Origin of the sequence: Rhodanobacter sp. Root480, assembly GCF_001426645.1 — a bacterium.
Classification (GTDB): Bacteria; Pseudomonadota; Gammaproteobacteria; order Xanthomonadales; family Rhodanobacteraceae; genus Rhodanobacter; species Rhodanobacter ginsenosidimutans.
In genome coordinates, this window is sequence record NZ_LMEX01000003.1 from 165,230 (window position 1) to 187,706 (window position 22,477).

The window sequence follows — 22,477 nt, forward strand, 5'->3', positions numbered from 1 at the left end:
GCGGACCGCGCGCCCGTGGGTCGCTCGCTTCGGTCAGACGCGACAGGTGCGGCTAAGCCTTCCTGGGGCACCAATGCGGAGGGATCTGCGTTCCGCACAACGCCCGCTCCCGGCCAAGAGCGGACATTCAAAACTCCACTCTGACCTTGAGGTTTGACCTGAATGTGCTCAGCGATACCCGCCTAGAAGCGGCCTCAGCAGTGGGGATGAGCGAGCTTAGAGTGGAGCCCATCCGGCTTCAGTACTTCCAATAGATCAAAGTAAGAGAGGCATATGCTGAAGGAACTGAATACGTAGGCAGCCACGGAGTAAGGAGAAAAATGGACAGTTACACCGACATCATCGAGATTGAAGTTCCGAAAGTTTTGCCACTTCGCTCCTGCGCCCTCACTAATCCATTTCATCGCCTCCGCATCTGGCCGCTCGCCGACGCGCTTCCAATATTCACGTTCTATGCCCTTGATAGCCAGTTCACTCAGACGCGCCAAGCCCGCCTGTTCATCAGTAAATAACGACTGGAGGGGTGCTGAGCGAGTTACACCGTCCAATCGGAAGTTCCACGTCTTGAAATGCGAATTTCCGTGAGCAGCGCCGCGGTAATATGTGTCTATCATAGTCAGAACACTGACGAAGAGATTATTTGCGAAGACCACTTGGAAGCCTTGTGTGTAGGTGGTTTGCATTGCATTCCACCACGCATCACCCTCGTTGCCGACCTCGGTGTCGTGCTCCGTTAGTTGATCTATTAGCGTCGCATGGGCTTCCCCAGCGAACACAAGGGATAGCGCATCCGCAGCGGACGGATTACTAGTCGACATGAAGCTAGGATATTGGATCTGCAAATCGTACTTCGGTATTTCGGTGCGCTTCTTCGAAAGGCTCTCGGTGAACACTGTAAAAGGGCCGGCGATTGTTCCCTTCTCATAAGCGATTTTTCGCTGAGATGCAGCCAGTTCCAGTGATTGGAGCAGCCTGTCCACGGCCCCATCTGTAGTTAGGTCGACGATTTGCACGCGCTCTCGCACGTGACGTGGCACTTCGCACGGTTCCAGCATTGCTGGGATCACAGTGATGAATTCTTCTGGACTGTATTTCAACTTTTCAATTGCGAGACGAGCCTCGGCTTGAACGAAGCCCGTCTTGCTGACGCTACGAGGGGAGCAAAACAAGATCATCACTTCGCAGCGTTCGATAGCTAGTAGAATTTCGCGTGACCAATCCGCACCTGGTAAAATGGATCGGTGGTCCATCCAAGGGGCGAACTTCGCACCTTGGAGCTTTTGGAAATAAGGATCAACCAGTGAGCGATCGTCGCTGGCATAGCTCATGAATACCTTCAGCATCTGCGAACCTTTCTGATTCGAACTTTAGATGCAAGCTATTCGCATCCTAGTTCGATTTTCGCACGTCGGGCAATGTCTGGGGCGCACGAGCTGCTTTTCCCTTGTCGGCGCCACCTGATACAAGATGCCCCGCCTACGACAAGTAGCCGGTCGGAATAGCTGCGCACAGATCGTTCCGCGGAAGACTGGCCATACTGTCCCATCTCGACCTCATCGACCAAACCAGACGAACGTGATGGACTGAATCGGCCGGCGAGGACTAGACGATGCCTCACTTCCGGGAGCGTCGAGGTCTCCGCAGGCATGTGGATTTTGCATCCGCCACCGTGCGACTGAGTCTTTCCAAAACTCACGCAGCCCTCTTTGTGCCAAGTCCTTCATGTCCGTTTCGGATCGGAAGCGAACCTTAGGCGCCCTGTGCTGGCGCGTTACCTTGCGCAGCCAGCTCTTGGATCGCCGCCAGTCTCGCGTCGATGATCTTGAGAAGATGTGATGCAAGGATGATCATTTCGCGCGCTTCATCGCGCTGGATCTCGACCTTCCGATGGGATGCTGGATTCTTGTAACTGCCGATGGCGCCTGTCATCAGGTTCATCAGTGCGACTCTCTCGCCGCGTTCCAGTGTCCTGTCTGTCAGAGGGCCTTCGTCCGGATGGAATGCGGCACTCATTAGCGGAACACCGATCCTATCGGCGCCGTAGTTGCCGGCCGCGCGTGTCGTTACTTCCAGAGCCTTGAAGGCTTCGAACACGGCTGTGTCGAAGCGCCCCTGCATGAAGAGGGGGCGAGCGTCCCGCAGAAGCGTCGGATGCATAAAGGCGTTCGGCAACAGTTCTTCACTCAGCATGGCCTTGACGCCATTCGCATCTGCAACCTGGCGACCGAGCTTGGTCACGCGGTCGAAGGCTGGGTTCGCGCCCGTGTCGGAGCACAGCAGGCCGTTAACCTTCAGCCAGTTCCAAGCGGCTGAGATTGAATTTGCAAGTTCTTGTTGGAGTTCACGGCTGCCGCGATAGTCGTATTCGTCCTCTATGCGGTTCACGTAATTCCCGAGGTTCGCTATACCTTGCTGGGCGGGGGAGTTCGGACCTGTAAGCACTTCCAGCAGGTAGCCACCCAGTTCGCTGGGTTGAATGTCGACCAAGGTTTGGGCATCGGGAACGAGCTGACTGAGTGTTGCCATGGGGCACCCGCTAGACCCGCGCCAAACGCGGAAGGGACACACCTTAGGGGGCAGCCAGACCGTCCGCAACCCGAGCTGCGTGGTTCCAGATGGCTCTATTGCCCGAGCTGAGCGGTCGATCCCGCCGCGCCCGCGCTGCCTTTAGCAATGGATGACAATGTCCGCTTCGGGTCGGAAGCCGCCGGTCATCGAGGCTCAAAAGCGGCGGGCTCGTCGGCAAGCTAGCTGTGGTCGACCAGCCGGATATTTATATCGATTGACCGAAAAAGCTGCCTGAAGAAGTGAGCAGCGGAATCAGCCCACCCGCGCCTGCCGCACATAACGCGTGCCCAGCAACACATCCCACAGCGGCGTGGTAACGCCGAAATTGCTGTCCGGGTGGTAGTGGTGCACGTGGTGGGCACCGGCCCAGCGTCGGAGCAAGGGCTGTTTGAAGCGGACGTGGTGGATGATGAAGTGGGCCAGGCCGTAGATGATGTAGCCGAAGGTGATGGCGCTGGCGAGCAGCAGGGCGAAGCCGGTGGGCATCAGGGCCACGAACACGCCGGTCAGGGCCAGCAGGATGAGCGGTGGCAGGAAGAACGGCAGGGAGTCGTAGCCCAGTGGGTGCTGGTGATGCAGCTCGTGGCCTTGCGCGAACAGCGGGATGCGGGTGTGGAACATCCAGCGGTGGAAGAAGTATTCCACGAAGCTGAAGGCGAACAGGCCCAGCACGATGGCCAGCGTTCCCAGCAGTGCGCCGGGCTGGCGGCGTGCGCCTTCAACCATCAGGACGGCGCCCAGCGCCACGTCCACCGCCAGCTCGCCCCAGTAGTTGGCGCGGGTGGAGGACATCCGCACGATCGCATCCACGCCGTTGCGCAAAAGGTTTCGCATCATCGCTGCATGGTTCCGTGATCGTGCAAGGGGCGCCGGGGCCGTTGTGGGCCCGGGACCCGCGCATTCTCCCATGTCACCTGCGGTGACGCATCACGGAGCGGTCGGGATTCGCGCCCGGCCTTCATGTCCCGTCAATGCGACAGCGCGAAGCTGGTCAGGATGGTGGCGGTTTGCTCGGGCTTTTCCAGCATCGGCATGTGATTGCAGCCGCTGATGACGCTGGTGCTGATGGCGCTGGCGGACACCAGGCCGTTGCGCAGGCTGTCCAGCGCGGAGATGTCCATGACCTTGTCGTCGTGGCACCACAGGCCAAGCACGGGCATGGTCAGTTGGCCCAGGCGCTGCTGCAGGGACAGGTATTGCGATGGCTGGCGCAGCGTGTTGAAGCTGCTTTCGATGAACGCGCGATCACGCTGGTTGCGCGCCACCAGCACGTCGGCGAAGCGCCCGGCCAGTTCGGGTGGTTGCGTGAATGCCAGCGCCATGGCGCGCTGCAGCCCCGCGCGGTCGTCGAACACGAACGGGTTCTTGCCGGCCGCGGCGTTGCGCGTGAAAGCGTTGCCCGTGTTCTTCAGGCCGAAGCTGTCCAGCAGCGCCAGGCCGGTGACGTGGTCGGGGTGCTCGCTGGCGTAGACACCGGCGATCGCGCCACCCATCGAGTGGCCGGCCAGCATGAACTGGCCAATGTGCAGCGTCTGCACGAACGCATCCAGCCGCGCCGCCTGCGCCTCGATGCCGTAGCTGGCGCCGTCCACGCGCGAGGAATCGCCCCAGCCGGGCAGGTCGGGGATGATCAGGTGAAAGTGCGGCGTGAGCTCCTTCGCCACTTTCAGCCACTCGGTCTTGTCGGTGGCGAAGCCGTGCAGCAGCACGATGGTAGGGCCTTCGCCGCCTTCGTAATACGCCCAGCGGGTGTCGCCGGCCTGCACGGCATGCACCTGCAGATGCGCCGCCATCGCCTCGCGCTTGAGGTTGGCCTGCATCAGCCATTGCGGCGCGAACAGGTAGCTGCCGCCCAGCACGATCACCAGCAGACCGCCCAGCCACGCCAGGAATTTCAGCCGCCGCAGCAGCATGCGTTTCCATAGCGGGGTGGTGGCGTTGGTGGCTGGAGGCATGGTGGTTTGTCTTGAAGGAATGGGAGAAATCGCTCCTCCCCTACATCGCAGGGGAGGAGACGTTGAACTCCCTCCCCTGCTGCGCAGGGGGAGGAGAAAATCAGGTTCGCTCCCCTGCGCTGCAGGGAAGGAGCCTCAGTGCTGCGCCTTCTTCGCCTTGGCAATGATCGACTCCACCGCCTGCTGCGTCAGCGGGTGGTAGCCGGCTTTGGCTTTCGCGTAAACCTGCTCGGCATAGGCCAGACCTTCAGGGGTTTTCGCGAAGGCCTTGTACAGCGGCGTGGTGAGGTAGAGCCGGCCGATGCGGATCATGTGCTCGGCGGCGGCGGGCCATACGGCCTTGTCGCCGGCAGCGATGGCGTGGCTGTACCAGCGCATGCCGATCTCGGCGTTGGGCGTGCCGGTGAGGTGCCAGGCGGCGTCGAGCTGCTGCATTTTCGCCAGCGGCGGCGCATCGGGCAGGCGGTCGAGGAAGTACATCCACTCCTGCGTGTTCCAGCCTTTGGCGTCGAGTTTGGCGGCGGCCAGCGTGCCGGCCAGGAACTCGCCGCGCTGCTTGTCGATCGCGTCGAAGCGCGGCGAATCGGGCAGCGGCGCATCCTTCGGAATGCCGGTGCCGTAGACCCAGGCCTGCACCTCGTCCCAGCTCATCTTGCCGGGGTATTTCTCGATCAGGTTCGGTTTCAGATAGTCGAGCATCTGCTCGGTGGTGATGCTCTGGAACGCGAAGTGGTCGAAATAGCCCTTGAGGTAGGCGTCGAAATCGGCGCGGCCGAAGCGTTGCTCCAGCGTGCGCAGGAACCATGAGCCCTTGTCGTAGGCCACGTCGGACAGCGAATCGTCGGCACCCACACCGCGCGGATCGGGCGCCAGCTTCTGCGCGTTGGCCGGCATCGCGGCGATGTCTTTCTGCAGCGCGCGCGCCGACAGCAGCGCTTCTTCATCGGCCAACGGCTTGCCATACAAGGCTTCGGTGATGCGGCCTTGCACGTAAGTGGTGAAACCCTCGTTGAGCCAGATGTCGCGCCACGACGCAGCCGTGATCAGGTTGCCCGACCACGAATGCGCCAGCTCGTGCGCCACCAGCGACACCAGGCTCTTGTCGCCCACCAGCACGGTGGGCGTGGCGAACGTCATGTTCGGGTTTTCCATGCCGCCGTACGGGAACGACGGCGGCAACACCAGGATGTCGTAGCGGCCCCAGCGGTACGGGCCGTACAACTGCTCGGCGGTGGCGATCATCTTCTCGGTGTCTTCGAACTCGTGCGCGGCCTTGGCCACCACCGACGGCTCCGCATAGACGGCCGAACGCGGGCCGGTTTCCTTCGCCGCGATATCGCCGGCGCCAATGGCCAGCAGGTACGACGGGATCGGGTGCGTCTGGTTGAAACGGTAATCGCCATCCAGCGGATGCTTCGCGTCGTTCGGCGCGCTCATCACCACGCGGATGTCCTTCGGCGCCGTGACGTGGGCGTCGTAGGTGAAGCGGATCGCCGGCGAATCCTGCAGCGGCACCCACGAGCGGGCGTGGATCGACTCCGACTGCGAGAACATGAAGGGCAACTTCTTGTCCGCCGTCTGCGCGGGCGTCAGCCACTGCAGGCCCGACGCGCCGGGCGACGTGGTGTAGACGATGCGCACCTGCGCCGGATGCTTCGGCGTGGCGATGGTGAGCTTGCTGCCCAGCACCTTGTCGCGCGGCGCCAGCGCATATTTCAGCGGCGTGGTCTTGCCGTCACGGCCGACCGCCTCGATCTTCGCGATCTTCAGGTCGCGCGTATCCAGCACCAGCGACTGTGCCTGCGGGTTCGTCCAGTCCAGTTTCAGCGTGGCCTGGCCGTCGAGCTGCTTGTGCGGGAAATCGATATTGAGGCTCAGATCCAGATGGGTCACCCGCACCTGGTCGGGCTGGGCGTAGGAGTTGGGATCATTGGCCAGGGCGGCCAGCGGCAGCATCAGCGTGCCGAAAGCGAGGGCGGGCAGGAATCGCATGGGAGGCTCCGGGCCGGCAAAAGGGCGAGTATGCCACCGGCCTGTCGGCCGCGACCCGTGGCGGAAGTTGGGCACGGGATGCGGGCGGCTCAGTAAAGATCGATCGGATCCACATCCAGCGACCAGCGCACGCGTCGTGCCGACGGTAGTGCGAACAGCGCGTGTTGCCATGGTCGCAGCATTCCCCGCAGCACGCTGCGCTGGGTGCTTTCCAGCAGCAATTGGCCGCGTTGTCGGCCGGCGCGTAGCGGCATCGGCGCTTGCATCGGGCCGGCGATCTGCACCGCATCCAGTTCGGGCAGCAGTGCCCGCGCGTCGCGCAGGAAGGTGTCGACGTGGTCGCGTTGGGGCGCGTCGGCGCGCAGCAATACCTGGTGGCTGTAGGGCGGCAACTGAATCTTGCGGCGCTCGTCCAGCAGATCGGCAGCGGCGGCCGCGTAGCCGCGGGCCAGCAGGTTGCGCAGCAGCGGGTGTTCCGGTTGATGGGTTTGCAGCACCACGCGGCCGGGTTTGCGGGCGCGGCCGGCGCGGCCGGCCACCTGCACCACCAGTTGGGCCAGGCGTTCTTCGGCGCGGAAGTCGATGCTGTGCAGGCCTTCGTCCACGCCCACGATGGCGACCAGGGTGAGGTTGGGCAGGTCGTGGCCCTTGGCCAGCATCTGGGTGCCGACGAGGATGGCGGGCGCGTCGTCCTGCAATTGCGCCAGCAACTGCTCGAAGGCGTCGCGGCGGCGGGTGGTTTCGCGATCCACGCGCAGCACCGGCACCTGTGGAAACAGCGACACCAGCGCTTCTTCCAGTCGCTCGGTGCCGTGGCCTTGGGGTTTCAAGTCGCCCACGCCGCAGACGGGGCAGACCTGCGGCATGCGCTGGCGGTGGTCACAGTGATGGCAGATCAGCTGGCGCCGCCCGGCGTGCAGGGTCAGCGGCCGGTCGCAGTGCGGACAGCCGGCATGCCAGCCGCAGCTGTGGCACAGCAGCACCGGCGCGTAGCCGCGGCGATTGCGGAACACCAGCGCCTGCTCGCCGCGCGCCACGGTGTCGGCCACGGCGGCCAGCAGCGCGGGCGACATGCCGTGCTGCAGGCGCTGCGCGCGCATGTCCACGATCTGCACCTGCGGCGGACGGACGGCGCCGGGGCGGGCACGCAGGTGCAGCGTGCGGTAGCGGCCGGCGGCGGCGTTGGCGAGTGATTCCAGCGACGGGGTGCCCGAGCCCAGCAGCACCGGCACGCCCAGCGCACGCGCACGCACCAGGGCCAGGTCGCGGGCGTGGTAGCGGAAGCCGTCCTGCTGTTTGTAGGCGCTGTCGTGCTCTTCGTCGACGATGATCAAGCCGGCCTGCGGCAGCGGCGTGAACACGGCCGAGCGCGTGCCCAGGATCACCCGCGCGCTGCCGGCGCGGGCACGCAGCCAGGCGCGTGCGCGGTCGCCCTCGGACAGGCTGGAATGCAGCACTTCCACGATCACGCCAAGCCGCTGGCGCAGTCGCCGCACGGTCTGCGGCGCCAGCCCGATCTCCGGCACCAGCAGCAGCGCCTGCTTGCCTTGCGCCAGCACCTGTTCGATCAAGGCAAGGTAGACCTCGGTCTTGCCGCTGCCGGTGACGCCGTCGAGCAGGAAGGGCTGGTAGTCGCCCAGCGCGGCGCCCACCACGGCCACCGCCTGTTGCTGTTCGTCGTTGAGCTGCGGTGCGGACGAAGCGGGTAGCGGACGTTCCGCGGGCGCCCGCTCGCTGCGCTCCAGCAGGCCGGCGCTCGCGAGCCGACGGGCTGCCTCGCGCCAACCGGGCTGGCGTTCGGTCAGCTCTTGCGCGCTCAACGCGCCGTCGGCCAGCAGGGCCAGCAGCGCCTTGCTGCCGCCGCGGCGGCTGCCGGCGTCGTGGGCGCTACGGCCGGCCAGGGTCAGCGACCAGTATTCGTCGCCGATCGGCGGCAGCGGTTTCGGTTCGCGCAGGGCCAGCGGCAGCGCGTTGGCGTAGGCCTCGCCTGGCGCGCCCAGCCAGTAGTCGGCGGCCCAGGCCAGGGTCTGCATCAACTCGGGATCGAGCAGCGCCTCGTCGTCGAGCAGGCGCAGCGCCTGTTTCAGCCGGCGGCTTTCCACGGCGGCTTCGGCGTCGATCGCCACCACCACGCCAACCATCCGCTGGCGCCCGAACGGCACCAGCACCCGCGCGCCCACGCCCGCCTCACCAACCGCGGGCGGCAGGTAGTCGAACAGGGCGGGCAGGGGCACCGGCAGGGCGACGCGAAGGACAGCGGGCATGGGTTACCTCGTGGCGCACCAGTGTAACGGCGCCGCCTGTCGACCCCCAGGTTTCGCCCGCCGCGATGGCAGGCAAATCGCGTTGATCGAGTTGCGCGAACTTGCTACCCCACTATCGAGATAGCGGGGGTAAGTGACTAACCGCTGGCGGTTTTTGTGCTTATCCACAAGAGCTGTGGATAAGTCTGTGGATGCAGAGGGGAGGGGGTGCCCCGAAGCGCGCCGTAGCGCCTTTTTGGTCACCTTGACCATGTTTTGGTCAGGCAAAAAAACATCTTTTGTTTCAACAACCTGCAAATTCGGTTGGGGCAGGGTTCACACAATTGTCATCGCCCCCGACGGCGCCTTGACAGGCCGGTTACGCTGTGCAAAACCCGCCATGACAAGCGTTTGAAAGCAGCCTCAATGGGCCATGCCGAGGGCCGCGGCGACCGTCAGCGCGAACGTCAGCAACCAGAAGTAAAACCAGCCGACAAACCAGAATTTCAGCACCGTCATCGGCCAACCCTGGTGGTATATGCGCTTCTGCATGATCAGCAGATAGGTCGGCACCCACAGCGCTAGCAGGGTCTGCAGCCAGCCCAGCGGCGCGGCTGTCCAGGCGGCGTGCGGTTGCAGCCAAGCCGACAGCATGCCGACCAGGGCGAGCAGCAGCAGCGCCAGGAACATGAACGCGTGGCTGTGCAAGGCCACGATCAGGTGCTCCATGTACAGCCGCCGGCGGAATACGTAGAACAGCTTGAGCAGGCCGGCGAACACCGGGATCAGGATGAACATGGTCATCGGCAGCGCGCCGAAGGCGCCGTTGATCATGCGTTGCTTGGCCTCGGCGCGGGTGGTGGCATCGCCATCCTTGAAATCTCGCACATTCTTGTGCCAACGCTGGCCCAGCACAGTGAGGCGGGCGTTCGCCACATCGGGCAGCCACGACAGATGGACGGGGCGCGATTCCTGCTGCAAGGCTTTGTCCAGCGCATCAGGCTCATGGGGGACTGGCGTCTTGCCCGTAGATGCCGCCACCGCAGGCACCGCCGGTGCGGCCAGCGAGGCGGCCGACATCGGCGCTGCGCCCAGCTCGATGAGTCGCCGATTGGCTTTTTTGCGCATGTTCATGGCCGACCTGTCGAGCTGTGCAGACGACAGCAAGCCGTAGTCGTCGATATGCGGCAGCGTGTCCAGCTGGCGTTGCAGCAGCTCGCGCACCTCGCGCGGTGTGTTGGCGTCGGAGAAGTGCTTGCCATTGACGGTTACCGTCGGGGTGCTGCTCTCGGCGATCGCGTCGGTGAACCGGTCGAACGCCAAGTGGCAGACGAAGAAGCTCAGCAGGCACAGCACGAACATCAGCCGGAACGGCGCGATGTACGGCACCCGGCGGCCGGCGAAGTATTCCAGGGTGAGGAAACCGGGCTTGAACAGCAGCGGCGGCAGCGTCTGCACGATGCGGCCGTCGATGTGCAGCACCGTTTCCACGGTTTCCTCCACCATGTGGTGCACCGGCTTCAGCACACTGTGGATGGATTGGCCGCATTCGTGGCAGAACTCGCCCTGCATCGCGGCGCCGCAATTGGCGCAGTGCAATCCCTCGTAGCTGGTGAGCTGCTTCATCGCCGTTCCCGTCCCGGTGAAGCGCCGGATTTTCGCACAGCGCGATGGCGCAACGGACGTGACCTTTGGCTCAGCCAGGGCAACGCTGATCAAGTATCGCCGCCGTCATGATGACTGGAGGGCCCGCAGGTGGGGGTGCGTGGCGCAGGCAAGACTGGCCGTCTTGCCAAGCCGCGCGGCATCGCCTGCGGGCCTTCCAGTCATCACCTCATCATTTCAGATTCAATAGCTTGAGGCCCACCCTCTCTGTCCGCATGCCTTCGGTCCGCCGCCTCGGCAGACGGCCAGTCTGCCTTCGTCGACGGCCCTGTGGCCTGCGAACAGAGAGGGTGGGTGACGGCGGTGATACTTGGTCAGCGTTGCCCTAGAATGGCCGCCCCCTCGAACCCGCCCGACCGATGAAACCCTTCCGTCCCGAACGTGCCCGCCTGCTGCACGAGGTGCACGCCACGGTGCGCCTTGCGTTGCCGTTGATCGCGGCGCAATTGGCCGCCATCGGCAGCAACGTGATCGACGCGTTGCTGGCCGGCCACGTCAGCGCGCATGTACTGGGCGCGGTGGCGGTGGGCGCCAGCATCTGGTCGCTGGCGATCGTCAGCGGCATCGGCATGATGATGGCGGTGCCGCCGTCGGTGGCGCAGCTGGATGGCGCCGGCCGGCGCGGCGAGGTGGGCGCCGTGTTCCACCAGGCGCTGTGGCTGGCGCTGGGCATGGGCGTGCTGCTGTGGTTTGGGGTGCGCCATGCGGCGCCGCTGATCGACCTGATCGGGGTGACGCCCAGCCTGCGAGACGAGGTGCAGCGATTCCTGCTGGCGATCAGTTGGGGCGCACCCGCCTTGACCTGCTATTTCGCGCTGCGCGGTTTGTCCGAAGGCCTGTCGCTGACGCGGCCGTCGATGTATTTCAGCCTGGGCGGGCTGGTGCTGCTGGTGCCACTGGGCTACGTGCTGATGTTCGGCAAGCTGGGCATCCCGCCGCAGGGCGCGCACGGCTGCGGCGTGGCCACCGCGACCGTGCTGTGGCTGGAAATGCTGGCATTCGGCTTCTACGTGCTGCGCCATCGCAACTATCGCGGGCTGGGCCTGTTCGACCGTTTCGAGCGGCCGCAGCTGCGCCGCATCGGCGCGCTGATCCACATCGGCCTGCCGATGGCGGTGTCGCTGCTGGCTGAGGCAGGGTTGTTCGTGGCCACCGCGCTGATCATCGCCACGCTGGGCGAGGATGTGATTGCCAGCCACCAGGTGGCGCTCAACATCGCCTCGCTGTTCTTCATGATCCCGCTGGGGCTGGCGATGGCGATCACCGTGCGGGTGGGCAATGCGGTGGGTCGCGGCGATGCGCGCGGCGTGCGTTACGCGGGTTTTTGCGGGATCGGGCTGACCCTGGTGACGCAGCTGTTTTCGGCCGGCCTGTTGCTGACCCTGCCGCACTACATCGCCGTGCTCTACACCAACGACCCCAAGGTGATCGCGCTGGCGGTGCAACTGATCATGCTGGCGGGGCTGTTCCAGTTTTCCGACGGTGTCCAGGTGGCGTCCAACGGCGCACTGCGCGGGCTCAAGGACACCCGCATCCCGATGGCGATCACCCTGTTCGCGTACTGGATCATCGGCATGCCGGTGGGTTGGTGGCTGGCGTTCCACCACGGCCTGGGCGCGCGCGGCATGTGGATGGGGCTGATCGCCGGGTTGTCGGTGGCGGCGGTGATGCTGTTCACCCGTTTCTGGCGCAGCGCCTGGAAACAACGCTGGCGCGTGCATGACCACGGCGGCCCGACCGGCTACGCTGACACTTTGACCTCCGTGGAAGAACGCGCATGACGCCACCGCCCCCGCTCCGCCGTCGCCGTGGTTTCGGTGCGTTCCTGGCCACGCTGGGACGCGGCATCAACGTGGTCCGGCTGGTGATCATCAACCTGGTGTTCTTCGGCGTGCTGTTCGTGCTGCTGCTGGTGCTGACGGCCGGCATCGCCGGCAACCGCATGCAGCACACGGTGGAGGATCACAGCGTGCTGGTGCTGAAGCTGGACGGCCAACTGGTCGAGCAGTACAGCATCGACCCGATGCAGCGCACGCTGGCGCGGCTGTCCGGCGAGGACCCCAAGCAGGTGCAGTTGCGCGACCTGGTCGGCGCCATCGACGCGGCGGCGACCGACTCGCGGATCACTCGCATCCTGCTGCTGCCCGATGGCCTGCAGGGCGGCGGCTTTGCCGCGTTGCGCGAAGTGGGCGCGGCGCTGGACCGTTTCCGCGCGGCGGGCAAGCCGGTGATCGCGTGGGCGGTCAATCTCGACCAGGGCCAGTACTACCTCGCCGCGCACGCCGACCGCCTGCTGGTGGACCCGCAAGGCGGCGTGATGCTGACCGGGCTGGCCAACTACCGGCTGTTCTACAAGGACCTGCTGGACAAGCTGGGCGTGGACGTACACCTGTTCCGCGTGGGCGAATTCAAGAGCGCGGCCGAGCCGTACATCCTCGACCACGCCTCGGTCGAGTCGAAGGAGGCCGACAGCTACTGGATGAACGGGCTGTGGGACCGCTACCTGGATGAAGTGGCGGCGTTGCGCAAGATCGCGCCGGCGACCCTGCGCGACGACATCGACCAACTGCCGCAACACATCGCCAGCACCCAGGGCGATCTGGCGCAACTGGCGCTGAACCAGCACCTGGTAGACGGCACCGCCACCCGCGCGGAACTGATCGCGATGCTGCGCAAGCAGGGCGTGCCGGCCGACAAGAAAGGGCACGGTTTCCGTGAGGTGAGCCTGTCGCGTTACGCCGCCGCCCAGCCCGATCGCGATGCTGCGCAGGCGCCGGGCGTCACCGTCGTGGTGGCCGAAGGCGAGATCACCGGTGGCAAGCAGTCGCCCGGGTCGATCGGCGGCGAATCCACCGCGGCGCTGATTCGCGCCGCGCGCGAGGATCGCAAGACAAAGGCGCTGGTGCTGCGGGTGAACTCGCCCGGCGGTGAAGTGTATGCGGCCGAGCAGATCCGTCGCGAAGTGGCACTGACCCGCGCGGCCGGCATTCCCGTGGTGGTCTCGATGGGCAACGTGGCGGCCAGCGGCGGCTACTGGATCTCGATGAACGCCAACCGCATTTTCGCCGAGCCCAACACCATCACCGGCTCGATCGGCATCTTCGGCCTGTTCTACACCGTGCCCGGCACGCTGGCGAAACTGGGCGTGCAGAGCGATGGCGTGGCCACCGGCCCGATGGCCGGCGCGTTCGACATCACCCGCCCGCTGGACCCGAACGTGGGTGCGGTGATCCAGGCCATCATCAACAAGGGCTACCGCGACTTCGTGGGCAACGTGGCCACCGCGCGCGGCCAGAGCTATGCCGCCATCGACGCGATCGCCCAGGGCCGCGTGTGGACCGGCGAGCAGGCGCTGAAACGCGGGCTGGTCGATCAACTGGGCGGACTGCAGGACGCTATCGCCGATGCCGCCACGCGCGCCAAGCTGGGCAAGGATTACGGCGTGCGCTACCAGGAGACGCCGCTGGGCGGCATCGAACGCTTCATGCTCGGTTTCAGCCAGGGCGCCACGGTGCACATGCTGCAAAGCTGGGGCGTGCAACTGCCGCGCTGGTTTGCGCGGGTGCCGGCGATGACGGGGCCGTTGCGGCTGCTGCGCAACGCCGAGGCGGGCAAGCCGAACGTCTACGCCGACTGTTTCTGCGCGCCCTGGTAAGCGGCCTCAGACCGGTGTGGCGGCGTAGTAGTCGCCATGCTGCTGCACCTGCACCGGCATGCCGAACGCCTCGCTCAAGGCGGCGCCGGTGAGCACCTCGGCCTTGCTGCCCTGACGCAGCACGCGGCCCTCGCGCAGCAACAGCACCTGCGCGATTTCCGGCACGATCTCCTCCACGTGGTGGGTCACCAGCATCAACGTGGTGCCGCCACGGGCCAGCTCGCGCAGGTTTTCCAGGAAGTGGCGGCGGCTGGCCATGTCCAGCCCCGCGCACGGTTCGTCCAGCAGCAGCGCTCGCGGCCGGTGCACCAGCGCCCGCGCGATCAGCACGCGGCGCGCCTCGCCGGTGGACAGCGTGGCCATCGGCCGGCCGATCAGATGCGCCGCACCGATCTGCTCAAGCGCCTGCTGGGCCTGTTCGCGCATGCTGTCGCTGACCTGGTGGTCCAGCCCCAGCCCGCGCGCGGAGAAAAAGCCCGACACCACCGCGTCGAACACTTCCAGCGGCGCATCGCTGGTGTAGTCGAGCTGCAGCGCCGGCGACACGATGCCCAGCAGCTGGCGCAATGCGCTGACGTTCCAGCGGTCACGGCCGAACACGCTGACGTTGGGGCCACCGCCATCGGTGCGTACCAGCGGATACAGCTGGCGTGCGATCAACTGCACCAGGGTGGATTTGCCCGAACCGTTGGCGCCCAGGATCACGGTGTGCTGCCCCGCGTCCACCTGCAGACTGAGCCGGTCCAGGATCAGCCGCGCGCCGCGCATCACGCTGGCCTGGTCGATGCGCAGCACCGGCGCATCGGCAGCGACGTCAGCGTGGGGCGGGGCGGTGATGGGGGAGGAGCTCATGCGATGGCCGGGTAATGAATGGACGGCCATTATCGGTGATCGCGGTGATCGGCCAAAGCTGCAGATCAAGAGCGACCCCTCCCCAGTCCTTCCCTGCGAAGCAGGGAGGGAGCGAAACGCTGGCAGCTTCTGGCTCCTCCCCCTGCGCGGAGGGGGAGGTTGGCGACCGCAGGGAGTCCTTCAGGTGAGGGGGTTGCCTGCGCTGGCCGTTGGCCTATTCCGTCGCCGCGTCGATCTGTTTGCGTTGCTCCGCCGCGTGATCATCCACCGTTTTCTGCACATCGCGGGCGCGTTGCTCGCTGGCTTTCAGCGCATCGAACGGCGTACTGGCCTGCGGCTTGGGTGGATCGCCGGGCGGCGGCGCGGGCGTGCCGGAGCAGCCGGCCAGGGCGAACAGGCACAACAGCGGCAGGGCGATGGTTTTCATGCGCGTGATCCGTCGGCGGCGGTAAGCGTCGAGTGTTGCGCCGCTGGCTGGCTGGCGGCAAGCCGTCGTGTAAGCTTCCGCGCATGAACAGCCGCATCGACGCCTGGCAGCTGCAAGGCCATACCGCCCTGATCACCGGTGCCAGCAAGGGCATCGGCTACGCCACCGCCCGCGAGCTGGCCGGGCTGGGCGCGAACCTGCTGCTGGTGGCGCGTGACGAGGATTATCTGGAACAGGTTCGCGTGGAGCTGGCCGACGATTTCCCCGCCAGCGACGTGCTGGCGTTCGGCGCCGACCTGGCCGAACCGGAGGACCGGTTGGCCGTGTTCGACTGGATTGCCGACTTGGGTGCGCCGCTGTCGCTGCTGATCAACAACGTGGGCGGCAATGTGGTGAAGCCCACGCTGGAATACGGCGAAGCCGAATGGCGCGGCATCTTCGAGCAGAACCTGTTTTCCGCCTTCGAGATGTGCCGGCTGGCGCATCCGCAACTGGCGCAGCACGCGCATGCGGCGATCGTGAATGTGGGTTCGGTGTCCGGCGCCACGCATGTGCGCACCGGCTCCCCCTACGGCATGAGCAAGGCCGCGCTTCACCAGCTCACCCGCAACCTGGCGGCGGAATGGGCGGTGGACGGCATCCGCGTCAACGCGGTGGCGCCGTGGTACATCCGCACGCAACGCTCGGAGCCGGCCCTGCTGGATGAGGATTACCTGGACGAAGTGCTGGAGCGCACGCCACTGAAACGCATCGGCGAACCGGAAGAAGTGGCCGCCGCCATCGCCTTCCTGTGCCTGCCGGCCGCCAGCTATGTCACCGGGCAGGTGTTGGGCGTGGATGGGGGTTTTTTGAATTACGGGTTTTGAGGGGCCGGGAATAGGGAATCGGGAATGGGGAATCGCAAAGGCGTCGCGCGCCTTGTGGGAGCGACTTCAGTCGCGATGCTTTTCCAAATCCCGAATCCCGGCTCCAAGAGCATCGCGGCTGAAGCCGCTCCCACAGTCACAGCCCCATCGGTACCACCGTCAGAACCGCACCTCATGCTCCTCGGCGGCGAAGCCCAAAGTGACGGCGCCTTCGCCCACGTTGACCATGCCGGTGATGCTCATCGGCGCCTCAGTCAGCATGACGCCGGTTTCCGCGCACGCCGCGCGCAGCTCGGTATAGCCGGGCAGCTGCGCCAGCACGGCCAGGTCGCCGCCGTAGCTCACGCACATCGCCGGTACCAACAGGCCGGCACGCACGCGCTGGATGGCGTGGTCGAACAGCATCTGCGCGCCCTGCTCGAAGCCGCGGGCCTTGCCCACCGGGCCGGTTTCGCCGCGATGGCATTGCAGGATGGGTTTGATGTCCAGCGCCGAACCCAGCATCGCGCTGACCAGGCCCACGCTGCGGTCGTTCTTTTTCTTGGCGCGGGCGCGCAGGTAATACAGGTCGCGCGGCAGCATGTAGCCGTAGGTGTTGTTGGCCACGTGCAGCAGCCGCTCGCGGATCGCGGCCGGGGGCTCATCGGCGTCGATCATCCGCACCGCCTCGATGGTGGCGGGCCCTTCGGCGGCGAAGAGGTTGCGCGTGTCGATCACCCGCATCATGAACGGCCCGGGCATGCCGGCCTGTTTGCGCACCTCGCGATAGCTCTTGAGGATGGCGAAGCTGGCGCGGTTGACGTGATCGAAGATCGGGCTGCGGGTGGCGGTGATGGTGAGGCAGAACACGCAGTCCTGCTCCAGCACCAACCGCTCCAGAAACAGGTTCTCGATCTGGCGCACCGAACAGGGCTCGGTTTCCGCCGAATGGCTGCGGCTGCCCAGCTGGCGATCCAGGAAACGCTGGATCTCGGCCGGGTTGCGCTCATCCAGAAACGTCTCGTCGTCCACCTTCACCGCGATCGGCATCACCACGATGTTGTGTTGCTGCAGGAAAGCCTGCGGCAGATCGCAGGACGCATCGACAGCCAGACCCATGCGCATCACATGTCCCCTGCTACGTGTTTTAGGACTGAACATAGCATGTGGCCCCGAACGAAAGTCCACGTGACACCGCCTATCCGCGCCGCGCATTAAGCTGGCGGCCACACCGCAAGAAATGCAGGCATCTTTTCGATGAAAGACAAGCAGGAGATCGTTTCCAACTGGCTGCCGCGTTACACCGGCACCGCGCTGGGTGAGTTCGGCGAGCACGTGTTGCTGACCAATTTCGGCAACTACGTGGAGCTGTTCGCGCAGTGGCACGGGGTGGAAGTGAAGGGCCGCGACCGGCCGATGCCCAACGCCACCGCCGACGGCATCACCCTGATCAACTTCGGCATGGGCAGCCCCAACGCGGCCACCGTGATGGACCTGCTCAGCGCGATCTGCCCGAAGGCGGCGCTGTTCCTGGGCAAGTGCGGCGGGGTGAAGAAAAAGAACCAGTTGGGCGACCTGGTGTTGCCCATCGCGGCGATCCGCGGCGAGGGCACCAGCAACGATTACCTGCTGCCGGAAGTGCCCGCGCTGCCGGCGTTCCAGCTGCAGCGCGCGGTGTCCACCATGATCCGCGACTTGGGTCACGACTACTGGACCGGCACGGTGTACACCACCAACCGCCGCGTGTGGGAGCACGACGAGGTGTTCAAGGATTACCTGCGCCGCACCCGCTGCATGGCAGTGGACATGGAAACGGCCACCATCTTCGCCGCCGGCTTCGCCAACAAGATCCCCTGCGGCGCGCTGCTGCTGGTATCGGACCAGCCAATGATTCCCGAGGGCGTGAAAACCGAGGCCAGCGACCGCGGCGTCACCTCGCAATTCGTGGAGGCGCACATCCGCATCGGCATCGAGGCGTTGAAGCTGGTGCGCCGCAACGGTCGCAGCGTGAAGCACCTGCGTTTCGAGGAGGAATACGACGGCGATTGAATCGCCGTCGCGGGGTCATCCCATCAATAGCGCGGCACGCTGGTGTCGATCTCGCGCGCCCACGTCTCCATGCCGCCTTCCACGTTGTGCACGTTACTGAAGCCGTGCGCGGCGAAGCGCTCGGCCATTGCGCGGCTGGAGACACCGAAGTGGCAGATGAACGCCAGCGCGGTGTCTTTCGGCAGCGTGGCCAGTTGCTCGAAACCTTCCTCTTCCAGCACCCGTGCCTGCGCCAGCGGCGCGGCCTTGGCGCGATCCGCGGCGGGGCGCACGTCGACCAGGGTGATGTCGTTGGCGGCGAGCCGGTCTTTCAGCTGCTGCACGGTGAGCATGCCGACTTCCTGCGCGCCGGGGAATTTCAGGCTGAGGCCCTCGCCCTGCACGGTGGATACCCAGTCGATCACGATGCCGCGGGCGCGCTGGGCGCTGGCCGGGTCGAAATGCACTTCCAGCCCGTTCGAAACCGCCACGATGTCGTGGTCGCCGGCCGGCGCCAACTGGAACCCGGCGCTGTGGTCGGGGCCGATCTCCAGATGCAGCGCCACGCCCTGCGCATTGGCCGTGCCCTGGCGGATCGCCTCGGCGGCGGCGTCGGTGATGGTGATTTCCGGCGGCGTGCGGTCCGGTGCGGCAGCACCGAACAAGGTGTGCAGCTCACCGCTGCCGTACATCTGGCGGATGATGTCGGCGCCGCCCACCAGTTCGCCTTCCACATAAAGCTGCGGGATCGTGGGCCACTCGCCGTAGAGCTTGATGCCCTCGCGGATTTCCGGGTCTTCCAGCACGTTGACAGTGTGGTACTCGGGCAGCAGCTCGTTGAGCGTGTTGGTGGCCGCGGCGGAGAAACCGCACATCGGCTGCTGGCGGTCGCCCTTCATGAACAGCACCACGCGGTGGTCCTTGAGCAGGGTCTGGATGCGTTCGCGGGTGGCGCTGTCGAGGGACATGGGGAGGCTCCGGAAAAGGGGGTAATGATACGCCGCCTGATATGTGGGGGCCTTGTCGCCGATCAAGGCGCCGCGGGCGGTGGCCGTGCGAGAAGCGTGGTTATCGGGCCAGCGCGGCGCGCACGGCGGGCGCGATGGCCTCGACCCAGGCTGCGTACTGGGCGCCCGATGGGTGCAGGCCATCAGCCACGACGTCGTCGGGCCGCTGGCGGGAAATCGCCGTGACATCGACCCAACGGGCGCCGGCACGGACGCTTTCGACGCGGGCGATGGCGTTGTAAACGTCCAGTTCGGCGGCGATGGTGGCGCCGTCGCGTTGTTGCTCGCGGGCGAAGCGGGTGACGCCCCAGTCGGGAATCGACACCACCACCACGCGTCCCGGCCGGTGGTCGGCCAGTGCGATGGCGCGCTGCAGCAGTGCGGCGAACTCGTCGTGGTACCCGGCGGCCGGGTGGCCGCGGTACTGGTTGTTCACCCCGATCTGCAGGGTGACCAGATCCCAGCCCGGCACCAGCGCGGCGGCGTCCATGCCCGCCGCCAGTTCGTCGGTGGTCCAGCCGGTGACCGCCACGATGCGCGGCGGGTCGATGGCGATGCCGTCATCGCGCAGTTGCCGGCGCAACTGCGCCGGCCAGCTGGCATCGGCGGGCACACCTTCGCCCACCGTATAGGAATCGCCCAGGGCGAGGTGGCGGAGCGGCATGGCGGCCGGCCCGCCGGTCATCAGGCCGCGCTGGCGACTTTGCGCCGGGGCTGCTCGCTGGCCATGCGCTCCAGCACCCGGTCGATGCGCACGAACACTTCCATCAACTGCGCCGGCGGCGGCAACAGGGTGAGCCGGAAATGGTGGCTCTTGGGCACGTTGAAGCTGCTGCCGGGCACCACCAGCACCGACTCCTCTTCCAGCAGGCGCAGCGCGAACGCGTTGTCGTCGAAGTCGCCAAAGCTCTCGGCGCGCACGCGCGGGAATGCGTACAGGGCGCCGGCCGGGGCCACCAGATCGAGGTGGCGGCTGGCGGCCACGCCTTCCATCACCAACCGGCGCGCCTCGTGCAGGCGGCCACCGGCGGCGGTCAGGGCGTTGATGGTGGGGGCGCTGTGCAGCGCGGGCGGCACCGCCCATTGCACTGCCATGTTGGCGCACAGCCGCAGCGCGGCCAGCAGTTGCAGGGCGTCACGATAGTCAGCGGTCAGCGCGTGGCTGCCGGACAGGCTCATCCAGCCCACGCGGTAGCCGCAGGCGCGATGCACCTTGCTCAGGCCGCCGAAGCTGACGCAGGGCAGGTCGCCGGCGACCTCGGCCAGCGGCTGGAACACGGCGCCGTCGTACAGCACCTCGTCATAGATTTCGTCGCACAGCAGCAGCAGCTTGTGCCGCGCGGCCACGGCCACCAGCCGCTCCAGCAACGCGCGCGGGTACACCGCGCCGGTGGGGTTGTTGGGGTTGATCAGCACCAGCGCCCGCGTGCGCGGGGTCACCAGCGCCTCGATCTCGTCCGGATCGGGCAGGTGGTCGTTCTCGGCCAGGCAGCGGTAATAGCGCGGCGTGCCGTCGTTGAGGATGGTGGCGGCGCTCCACAGCGGGTAATCCGGGCTGGGCAGCAGCACTTCGTCGCCGGGCTGCAGCAGGGCGCGCAGCGACAGGTCGATCAGCTCGCTGACGCCGTTGCCGACAAAGATGTGTTCGATATCGACGCCGCGGGCGCCGCGGGCGCGCTGCTGTTCGGCAATCGCTTCGCGAGCCAGTTCCAGGCCTTGTTCGTGGCCGTAGGCGTCGCTCTGGTGCAGGTGGCTGGCGACGGCCTCGCGCAGGTGGGCGGGCGCTTCGAAACCGTAGCGGCCGGGGTTGCCGATGTTCAGCTTGATGATGTCGAGGCCGCTGGCCTCCATGTCACGCGCGCGCCGGTTGAGTGCGCCACGGATCTCGTAGCGCACTTCCGCCAGGTGCGCACTGGGTTTGATCGAAGCCACCACCGGCATCCTCATGAGTCAAGCCGACGCCACCGCCGGTTACTGAATGCTACCAGCGTGATGCAGTGCAGCGCGAGGTCGGCCGGGGGCTAATAAAGGGCTATCGTGCGGCGAACTGCGGGCAAGGCATAATCGCCGTGTCCTCTGATCCCCGGGCTGGCCGCCTCGACACGACCGTCCCAACCTTCCGGTTCCGCCGGACAACGCATGCAGATCCCCGCCATGAGTGACGCCGAAACCATCGAACGCCTGCGCCGTATCGGCTGGCGTGGCGATACCTTGCCTGCCGCCGGCCTGCGCCTGGCCCGTGTGGTGGCCCAGCATCGCGCAGGCTACGAATTGCATGATGGCGAGGTGCTGTTCAGCGCCCAGCCGGACGGCCGTTTCCTGAAACGCGGCATCGACCCGGCCGAGCGGCCGGTGGTGGGCGATTTCGTCGAAGTGGCCAACGGTGCACCGCCGCATATCATCACCGTACGGCCCCGTCGTACCGTGATGTCGCGGGCGGCGGCCGGCGAGCGCTACGAGCGCCAGCTGATCGCCACCAATATCGACTACGTGCTGGTGCTGACCGGCCTGGACGGCGACTTCAACCCGGCCCGGATCGAGCGTTATCTGTCGCTGACCGAGGATTCCGGCGCCCAGCCGGTGGTGCTGCTGAGCAAGCTCGACACCCGCGACGATGCCGACGAGCTGATCGCCGCCCTGCGCGAACGGCTGCCGGCCGGCACGCCGATCCATCCGCTGAACGGCAAGGACCCGGCCAGCGTGGCCTTGCTGGCGCCCTACCTGCAGCCGGGCGACAGCGCGGTGCTGGTGGGTTCCTCCGGCGCAGGCAAATCCACCCTCACCAACACCTTGCTGGGCACCGCGCGCATGGCCACCGCCGAAGTGCGCAGTCACGACAGCCGCGGCCGCCACACCACCACGCATCGCGCGCTGCTGTCGCTGCCCAGCGGCGGTTGCCTGATCGACACGCCTGGCATGCGCGAGCTGAAACTCACCGGCGAGGAAAACCTCGACCTGTTCGCCGACATCGAGGCGCTGGCCGAGCAGTGCCGCTTCGCCGATTGCGGCCACGGCAGCGAGCCGGGCTGCGCGGTGCAGATCGCGCTGGACAATGGCGAACTCAGCCCCGGCCGCTGGCGCAATTACCTGAAACTGCATGACGAGCGCGAGGAGCAGGCCGCCACGCTGGAAGCGCGCCTGCGCCGCCAGCGCGGGGGCCGCCCGATCGACCGTCCGCACAGCCCCCGCGGGCAACGCGAACGCGATTAGCCGAGCGCCCCACCACCCGCCTGCGAGCCC

Annotated in this window: 18 protein-coding genes; 5 read left to right on the forward strand and 13 right to left on the reverse strand. The window is 66.2% G+C overall.

Annotated elements, in window-relative coordinates; genetic code table 11:
- Nucleotides 1-194: 194 nt before the first annotated feature.
- From ASD22_RS13520 to ASD22_RS13550, 7 genes are all read right to left on the reverse strand, one after another.
- A complete protein-coding gene (locus tag ASD22_RS13520) occupies nt 195-1,328 on the reverse strand; it encodes a TIR domain-containing protein (RefSeq protein ID WP_162245078.1) in 1,134 nt (377 codons plus the stop codon).
- 421 nt (nt 1,329-1,749) lie between these two features.
- Nucleotides 1,750-2,526: a TIGR02391 family protein gene (locus tag ASD22_RS13525; protein ID WP_056084634.1), complete on the reverse strand. Its 777-nt coding sequence runs from the start codon at nt 2,524-2,526 to the stop codon at nt 1,750-1,752.
- A gap of 294 nt (nt 2,527-2,820) precedes the next feature.
- Nucleotides 2,821-3,405 carry a sterol desaturase family protein gene (locus ASD22_RS13530; RefSeq protein WP_056084637.1) on the reverse strand — a complete coding sequence of 195 codons (585 nt, stop codon included), beginning with the start codon at nt 3,403-3,405 and terminating at the stop codon, nt 2,821-2,823.
- Between the two features lie 131 nt (nt 3,406-3,536).
- Nucleotides 3,537-4,481, reverse strand: a complete 945-nt coding sequence (locus ASD22_RS13535) for an alpha/beta fold hydrolase (protein ID WP_056085154.1) — start codon at nt 4,479-4,481, stop codon at nt 3,537-3,539.
- Between the two features lie 177 nt (nt 4,482-4,658).
- Nucleotides 4,659-6,515, reverse strand: coding sequence for a M1 family metallopeptidase (locus ASD22_RS13540; RefSeq protein WP_056084640.1), 1,857 nt, complete (start codon nt 6,513-6,515; stop codon nt 4,659-4,661).
- 89 nt (nt 6,516-6,604) lie between these two features.
- A complete protein-coding gene (locus tag ASD22_RS13545) occupies nt 6,605-8,779 on the reverse strand; it encodes a primosomal protein N' (RefSeq protein WP_056084644.1) in 2,175 nt (724 codons plus the stop codon).
- 402 nt (nt 8,780-9,181) lie between these two features.
- The gene (locus ASD22_RS13550; protein WP_056084654.1) at nt 9,182-10,384 is read right to left on the reverse strand and encodes a DUF3667 domain-containing protein; all 1,203 of its coding nucleotides are present in this window, start codon (nt 10,382-10,384) and stop codon (nt 9,182-9,184) included.
- 398 nt (nt 10,385-10,782) lie between these two features.
- On the opposite strand from ASD22_RS13550, the gene ASD22_RS13555 reads away from it, so the two are divergent.
- The gene (locus ASD22_RS13555) at nt 10,783-12,204 is read left to right on the forward strand and encodes an MATE family efflux transporter (RefSeq protein WP_056084657.1); all 1,422 of its coding nucleotides are present in this window, start codon (nt 10,783-10,785) and stop codon (nt 12,202-12,204) included.
- Entirely contained in the window at nt 12,201-14,078 is a 1,878-nt protein-coding gene (sppA, locus tag ASD22_RS13560; protein WP_056084660.1) for a signal peptide peptidase SppA, read from the forward strand. Before ASD22_RS13555 ends, sppA begins: the two co-directional genes overlap by 4 nt.
- 6 nt (nt 14,079-14,084) lie before the next feature.
- Here sppA and ASD22_RS13565 read toward each other — a convergent pair whose 3' ends face one another.
- Together ASD22_RS13565 and ASD22_RS13570 are read right to left on the reverse strand one after the other, a co-directional pair.
- Nucleotides 14,085-14,930 (reverse strand): ATP-binding cassette domain-containing protein, encoded by an 846-nt coding sequence (locus tag ASD22_RS13565; protein ID WP_056084663.1) that lies wholly within the window; start codon nt 14,928-14,930, stop codon nt 14,085-14,087.
- A 214-nt stretch (nt 14,931-15,144) separates the two neighbouring features.
- Entirely contained in the window at nt 15,145-15,357 is a 213-nt protein-coding gene (locus tag ASD22_RS13570) for a hypothetical protein (RefSeq protein WP_007081285.1), read from the reverse strand.
- A gap of 83 nt (nt 15,358-15,440) precedes the next feature.
- On the opposite strand from ASD22_RS13570, the gene ASD22_RS13575 reads away from it, so the two are divergent.
- On the forward strand, nt 15,441-16,223 hold the full coding sequence (locus ASD22_RS13575; RefSeq protein ID WP_056084666.1) for an SDR family oxidoreductase: 783 nt from the start codon (nt 15,441-15,443) through the stop codon (nt 16,221-16,223).
- A gap of 159 nt (nt 16,224-16,382) precedes the next feature.
- Here ASD22_RS13575 and ASD22_RS13580 read toward each other — a convergent pair whose 3' ends face one another.
- Nucleotides 16,383-17,327 carry a DegV family protein gene (locus ASD22_RS13580; protein WP_056084669.1) on the reverse strand — a complete coding sequence of 315 codons (945 nt, stop codon included), beginning with the start codon at nt 17,325-17,327 and terminating at the stop codon, nt 16,383-16,385.
- Between the two features lie 132 nt (nt 17,328-17,459).
- On the opposite strand from ASD22_RS13580, the gene ASD22_RS13585 reads away from it, so the two are divergent.
- Nucleotides 17,460-18,251 (forward strand): AMP nucleosidase, encoded by a 792-nt coding sequence (locus tag ASD22_RS13585; protein ID WP_056084671.1) that lies wholly within the window; start codon nt 17,460-17,462, stop codon nt 18,249-18,251.
- 23 nt (nt 18,252-18,274) lie between these two features.
- Here ASD22_RS13585 and grxD read toward each other — a convergent pair whose 3' ends face one another.
- From grxD to ASD22_RS13600, 3 genes are all read right to left on the reverse strand, one after another.
- Nucleotides 18,275-19,198, reverse strand: a complete 924-nt coding sequence (grxD, locus tag ASD22_RS13590) for a Grx4 family monothiol glutaredoxin (protein WP_056084675.1) — start codon at nt 19,196-19,198, stop codon at nt 18,275-18,277.
- 100 nt (nt 19,199-19,298) lie between these two features.
- Nucleotides 19,299-19,901, reverse strand: a complete 603-nt coding sequence (locus ASD22_RS13595; RefSeq protein WP_056085156.1) for a GDSL-type esterase/lipase family protein — start codon at nt 19,899-19,901, stop codon at nt 19,299-19,301.
- Between the two features lie 20 nt (nt 19,902-19,921).
- Entirely contained in the window at nt 19,922-21,178 is a 1,257-nt protein-coding gene (locus ASD22_RS13600) for an aminotransferase class I/II-fold pyridoxal phosphate-dependent enzyme (protein WP_200945420.1), read from the reverse strand.
- Between the two features lie 213 nt (nt 21,179-21,391).
- Between ASD22_RS13600 and rsgA the strand changes: the two genes are divergently transcribed.
- Entirely contained in the window at nt 21,392-22,447 is a 1,056-nt protein-coding gene (rsgA, locus tag ASD22_RS13605) for a ribosome small subunit-dependent GTPase A (RefSeq protein WP_056085159.1), read from the forward strand.
- Nucleotides 22,448-22,477: the final 30 nt, after the last annotated feature.

Coding starts and splice junctions, on each gene's coding strand:
- ASD22_RS13520 (WP_162245078.1), bottom strand. CDS start 1,328: ATGAGCTATGCCAGCGACGATCGCTCACTGGTTGATCCTTATTTCCAA.
- ASD22_RS13525 (WP_056084634.1), bottom strand. CDS start 2,526: ATGGCAACACTCAGTCAGCTCGTTCCCGATGCCCAAACCTTGGTCGAC.
- ASD22_RS13530 (WP_056084637.1), bottom strand. CDS start 3,405: ATGATGCGAAACCTTTTGCGCAACGGCGTGGATGCGATCGTGCGGATG.
- ASD22_RS13535 (WP_056085154.1), bottom strand. CDS start 4,481: ATGCTGCTGCGGCGGCTGAAATTCCTGGCGTGGCTGGGCGGTCTGCTG.
- ASD22_RS13540 (WP_056084640.1), bottom strand. CDS start 6,515: ATGCGATTCCTGCCCGCCCTCGCTTTCGGCACGCTGATGCTGCCGCTG.
- ASD22_RS13545 (WP_056084644.1), bottom strand. CDS start 8,779: ATGCCCGCTGTCCTTCGCGTCGCCCTGCCGGTGCCCCTGCCCGCCCTG.
- ASD22_RS13550 (WP_056084654.1), bottom strand. CDS start 10,384: ATGAAGCAGCTCACCAGCTACGAGGGATTGCACTGCGCCAATTGCGGC.
- ASD22_RS13555 (WP_056084657.1), top strand. CDS start 10,783: ATGAAACCCTTCCGTCCCGAACGTGCCCGCCTGCTGCACGAGGTGCAC.
- sppA (WP_056084660.1), top strand. CDS start 12,201: ATGACGCCACCGCCCCCGCTCCGCCGTCGCCGTGGTTTCGGTGCGTTC.
- ASD22_RS13565 (WP_056084663.1), bottom strand. CDS start 14,930: ATGAGCTCCTCCCCCATCACCGCCCCGCCCCACGCTGACGTCGCTGCC.
- ASD22_RS13570 (WP_007081285.1), bottom strand. CDS start 15,357: ATGAAAACCATCGCCCTGCCGCTGTTGTGCCTGTTCGCCCTGGCCGGC.
- ASD22_RS13575 (WP_056084666.1), top strand. CDS start 15,441: ATGAACAGCCGCATCGACGCCTGGCAGCTGCAAGGCCATACCGCCCTG.
- ASD22_RS13580 (WP_056084669.1), bottom strand. CDS start 17,327: ATGCGCATGGGTCTGGCTGTCGATGCGTCCTGCGATCTGCCGCAGGCT.
- ASD22_RS13585 (WP_056084671.1), top strand. CDS start 17,460: ATGAAAGACAAGCAGGAGATCGTTTCCAACTGGCTGCCGCGTTACACC.
- grxD (WP_056084675.1), bottom strand. CDS start 19,198: ATGTCCCTCGACAGCGCCACCCGCGAACGCATCCAGACCCTGCTCAAG.
- ASD22_RS13595 (WP_056085156.1), bottom strand. CDS start 19,901: ATGCCGCTCCGCCACCTCGCCCTGGGCGATTCCTATACGGTGGGCGAA.
- ASD22_RS13600 (WP_200945420.1), bottom strand. CDS start 21,178: ATGCCGGTGGTGGCTTCGATCAAACCCAGTGCGCACCTGGCGGAAGTG.
- rsgA (WP_056085159.1), top strand. CDS start 21,392: ATGAGTGACGCCGAAACCATCGAACGCCTGCGCCGTATCGGCTGGCGT.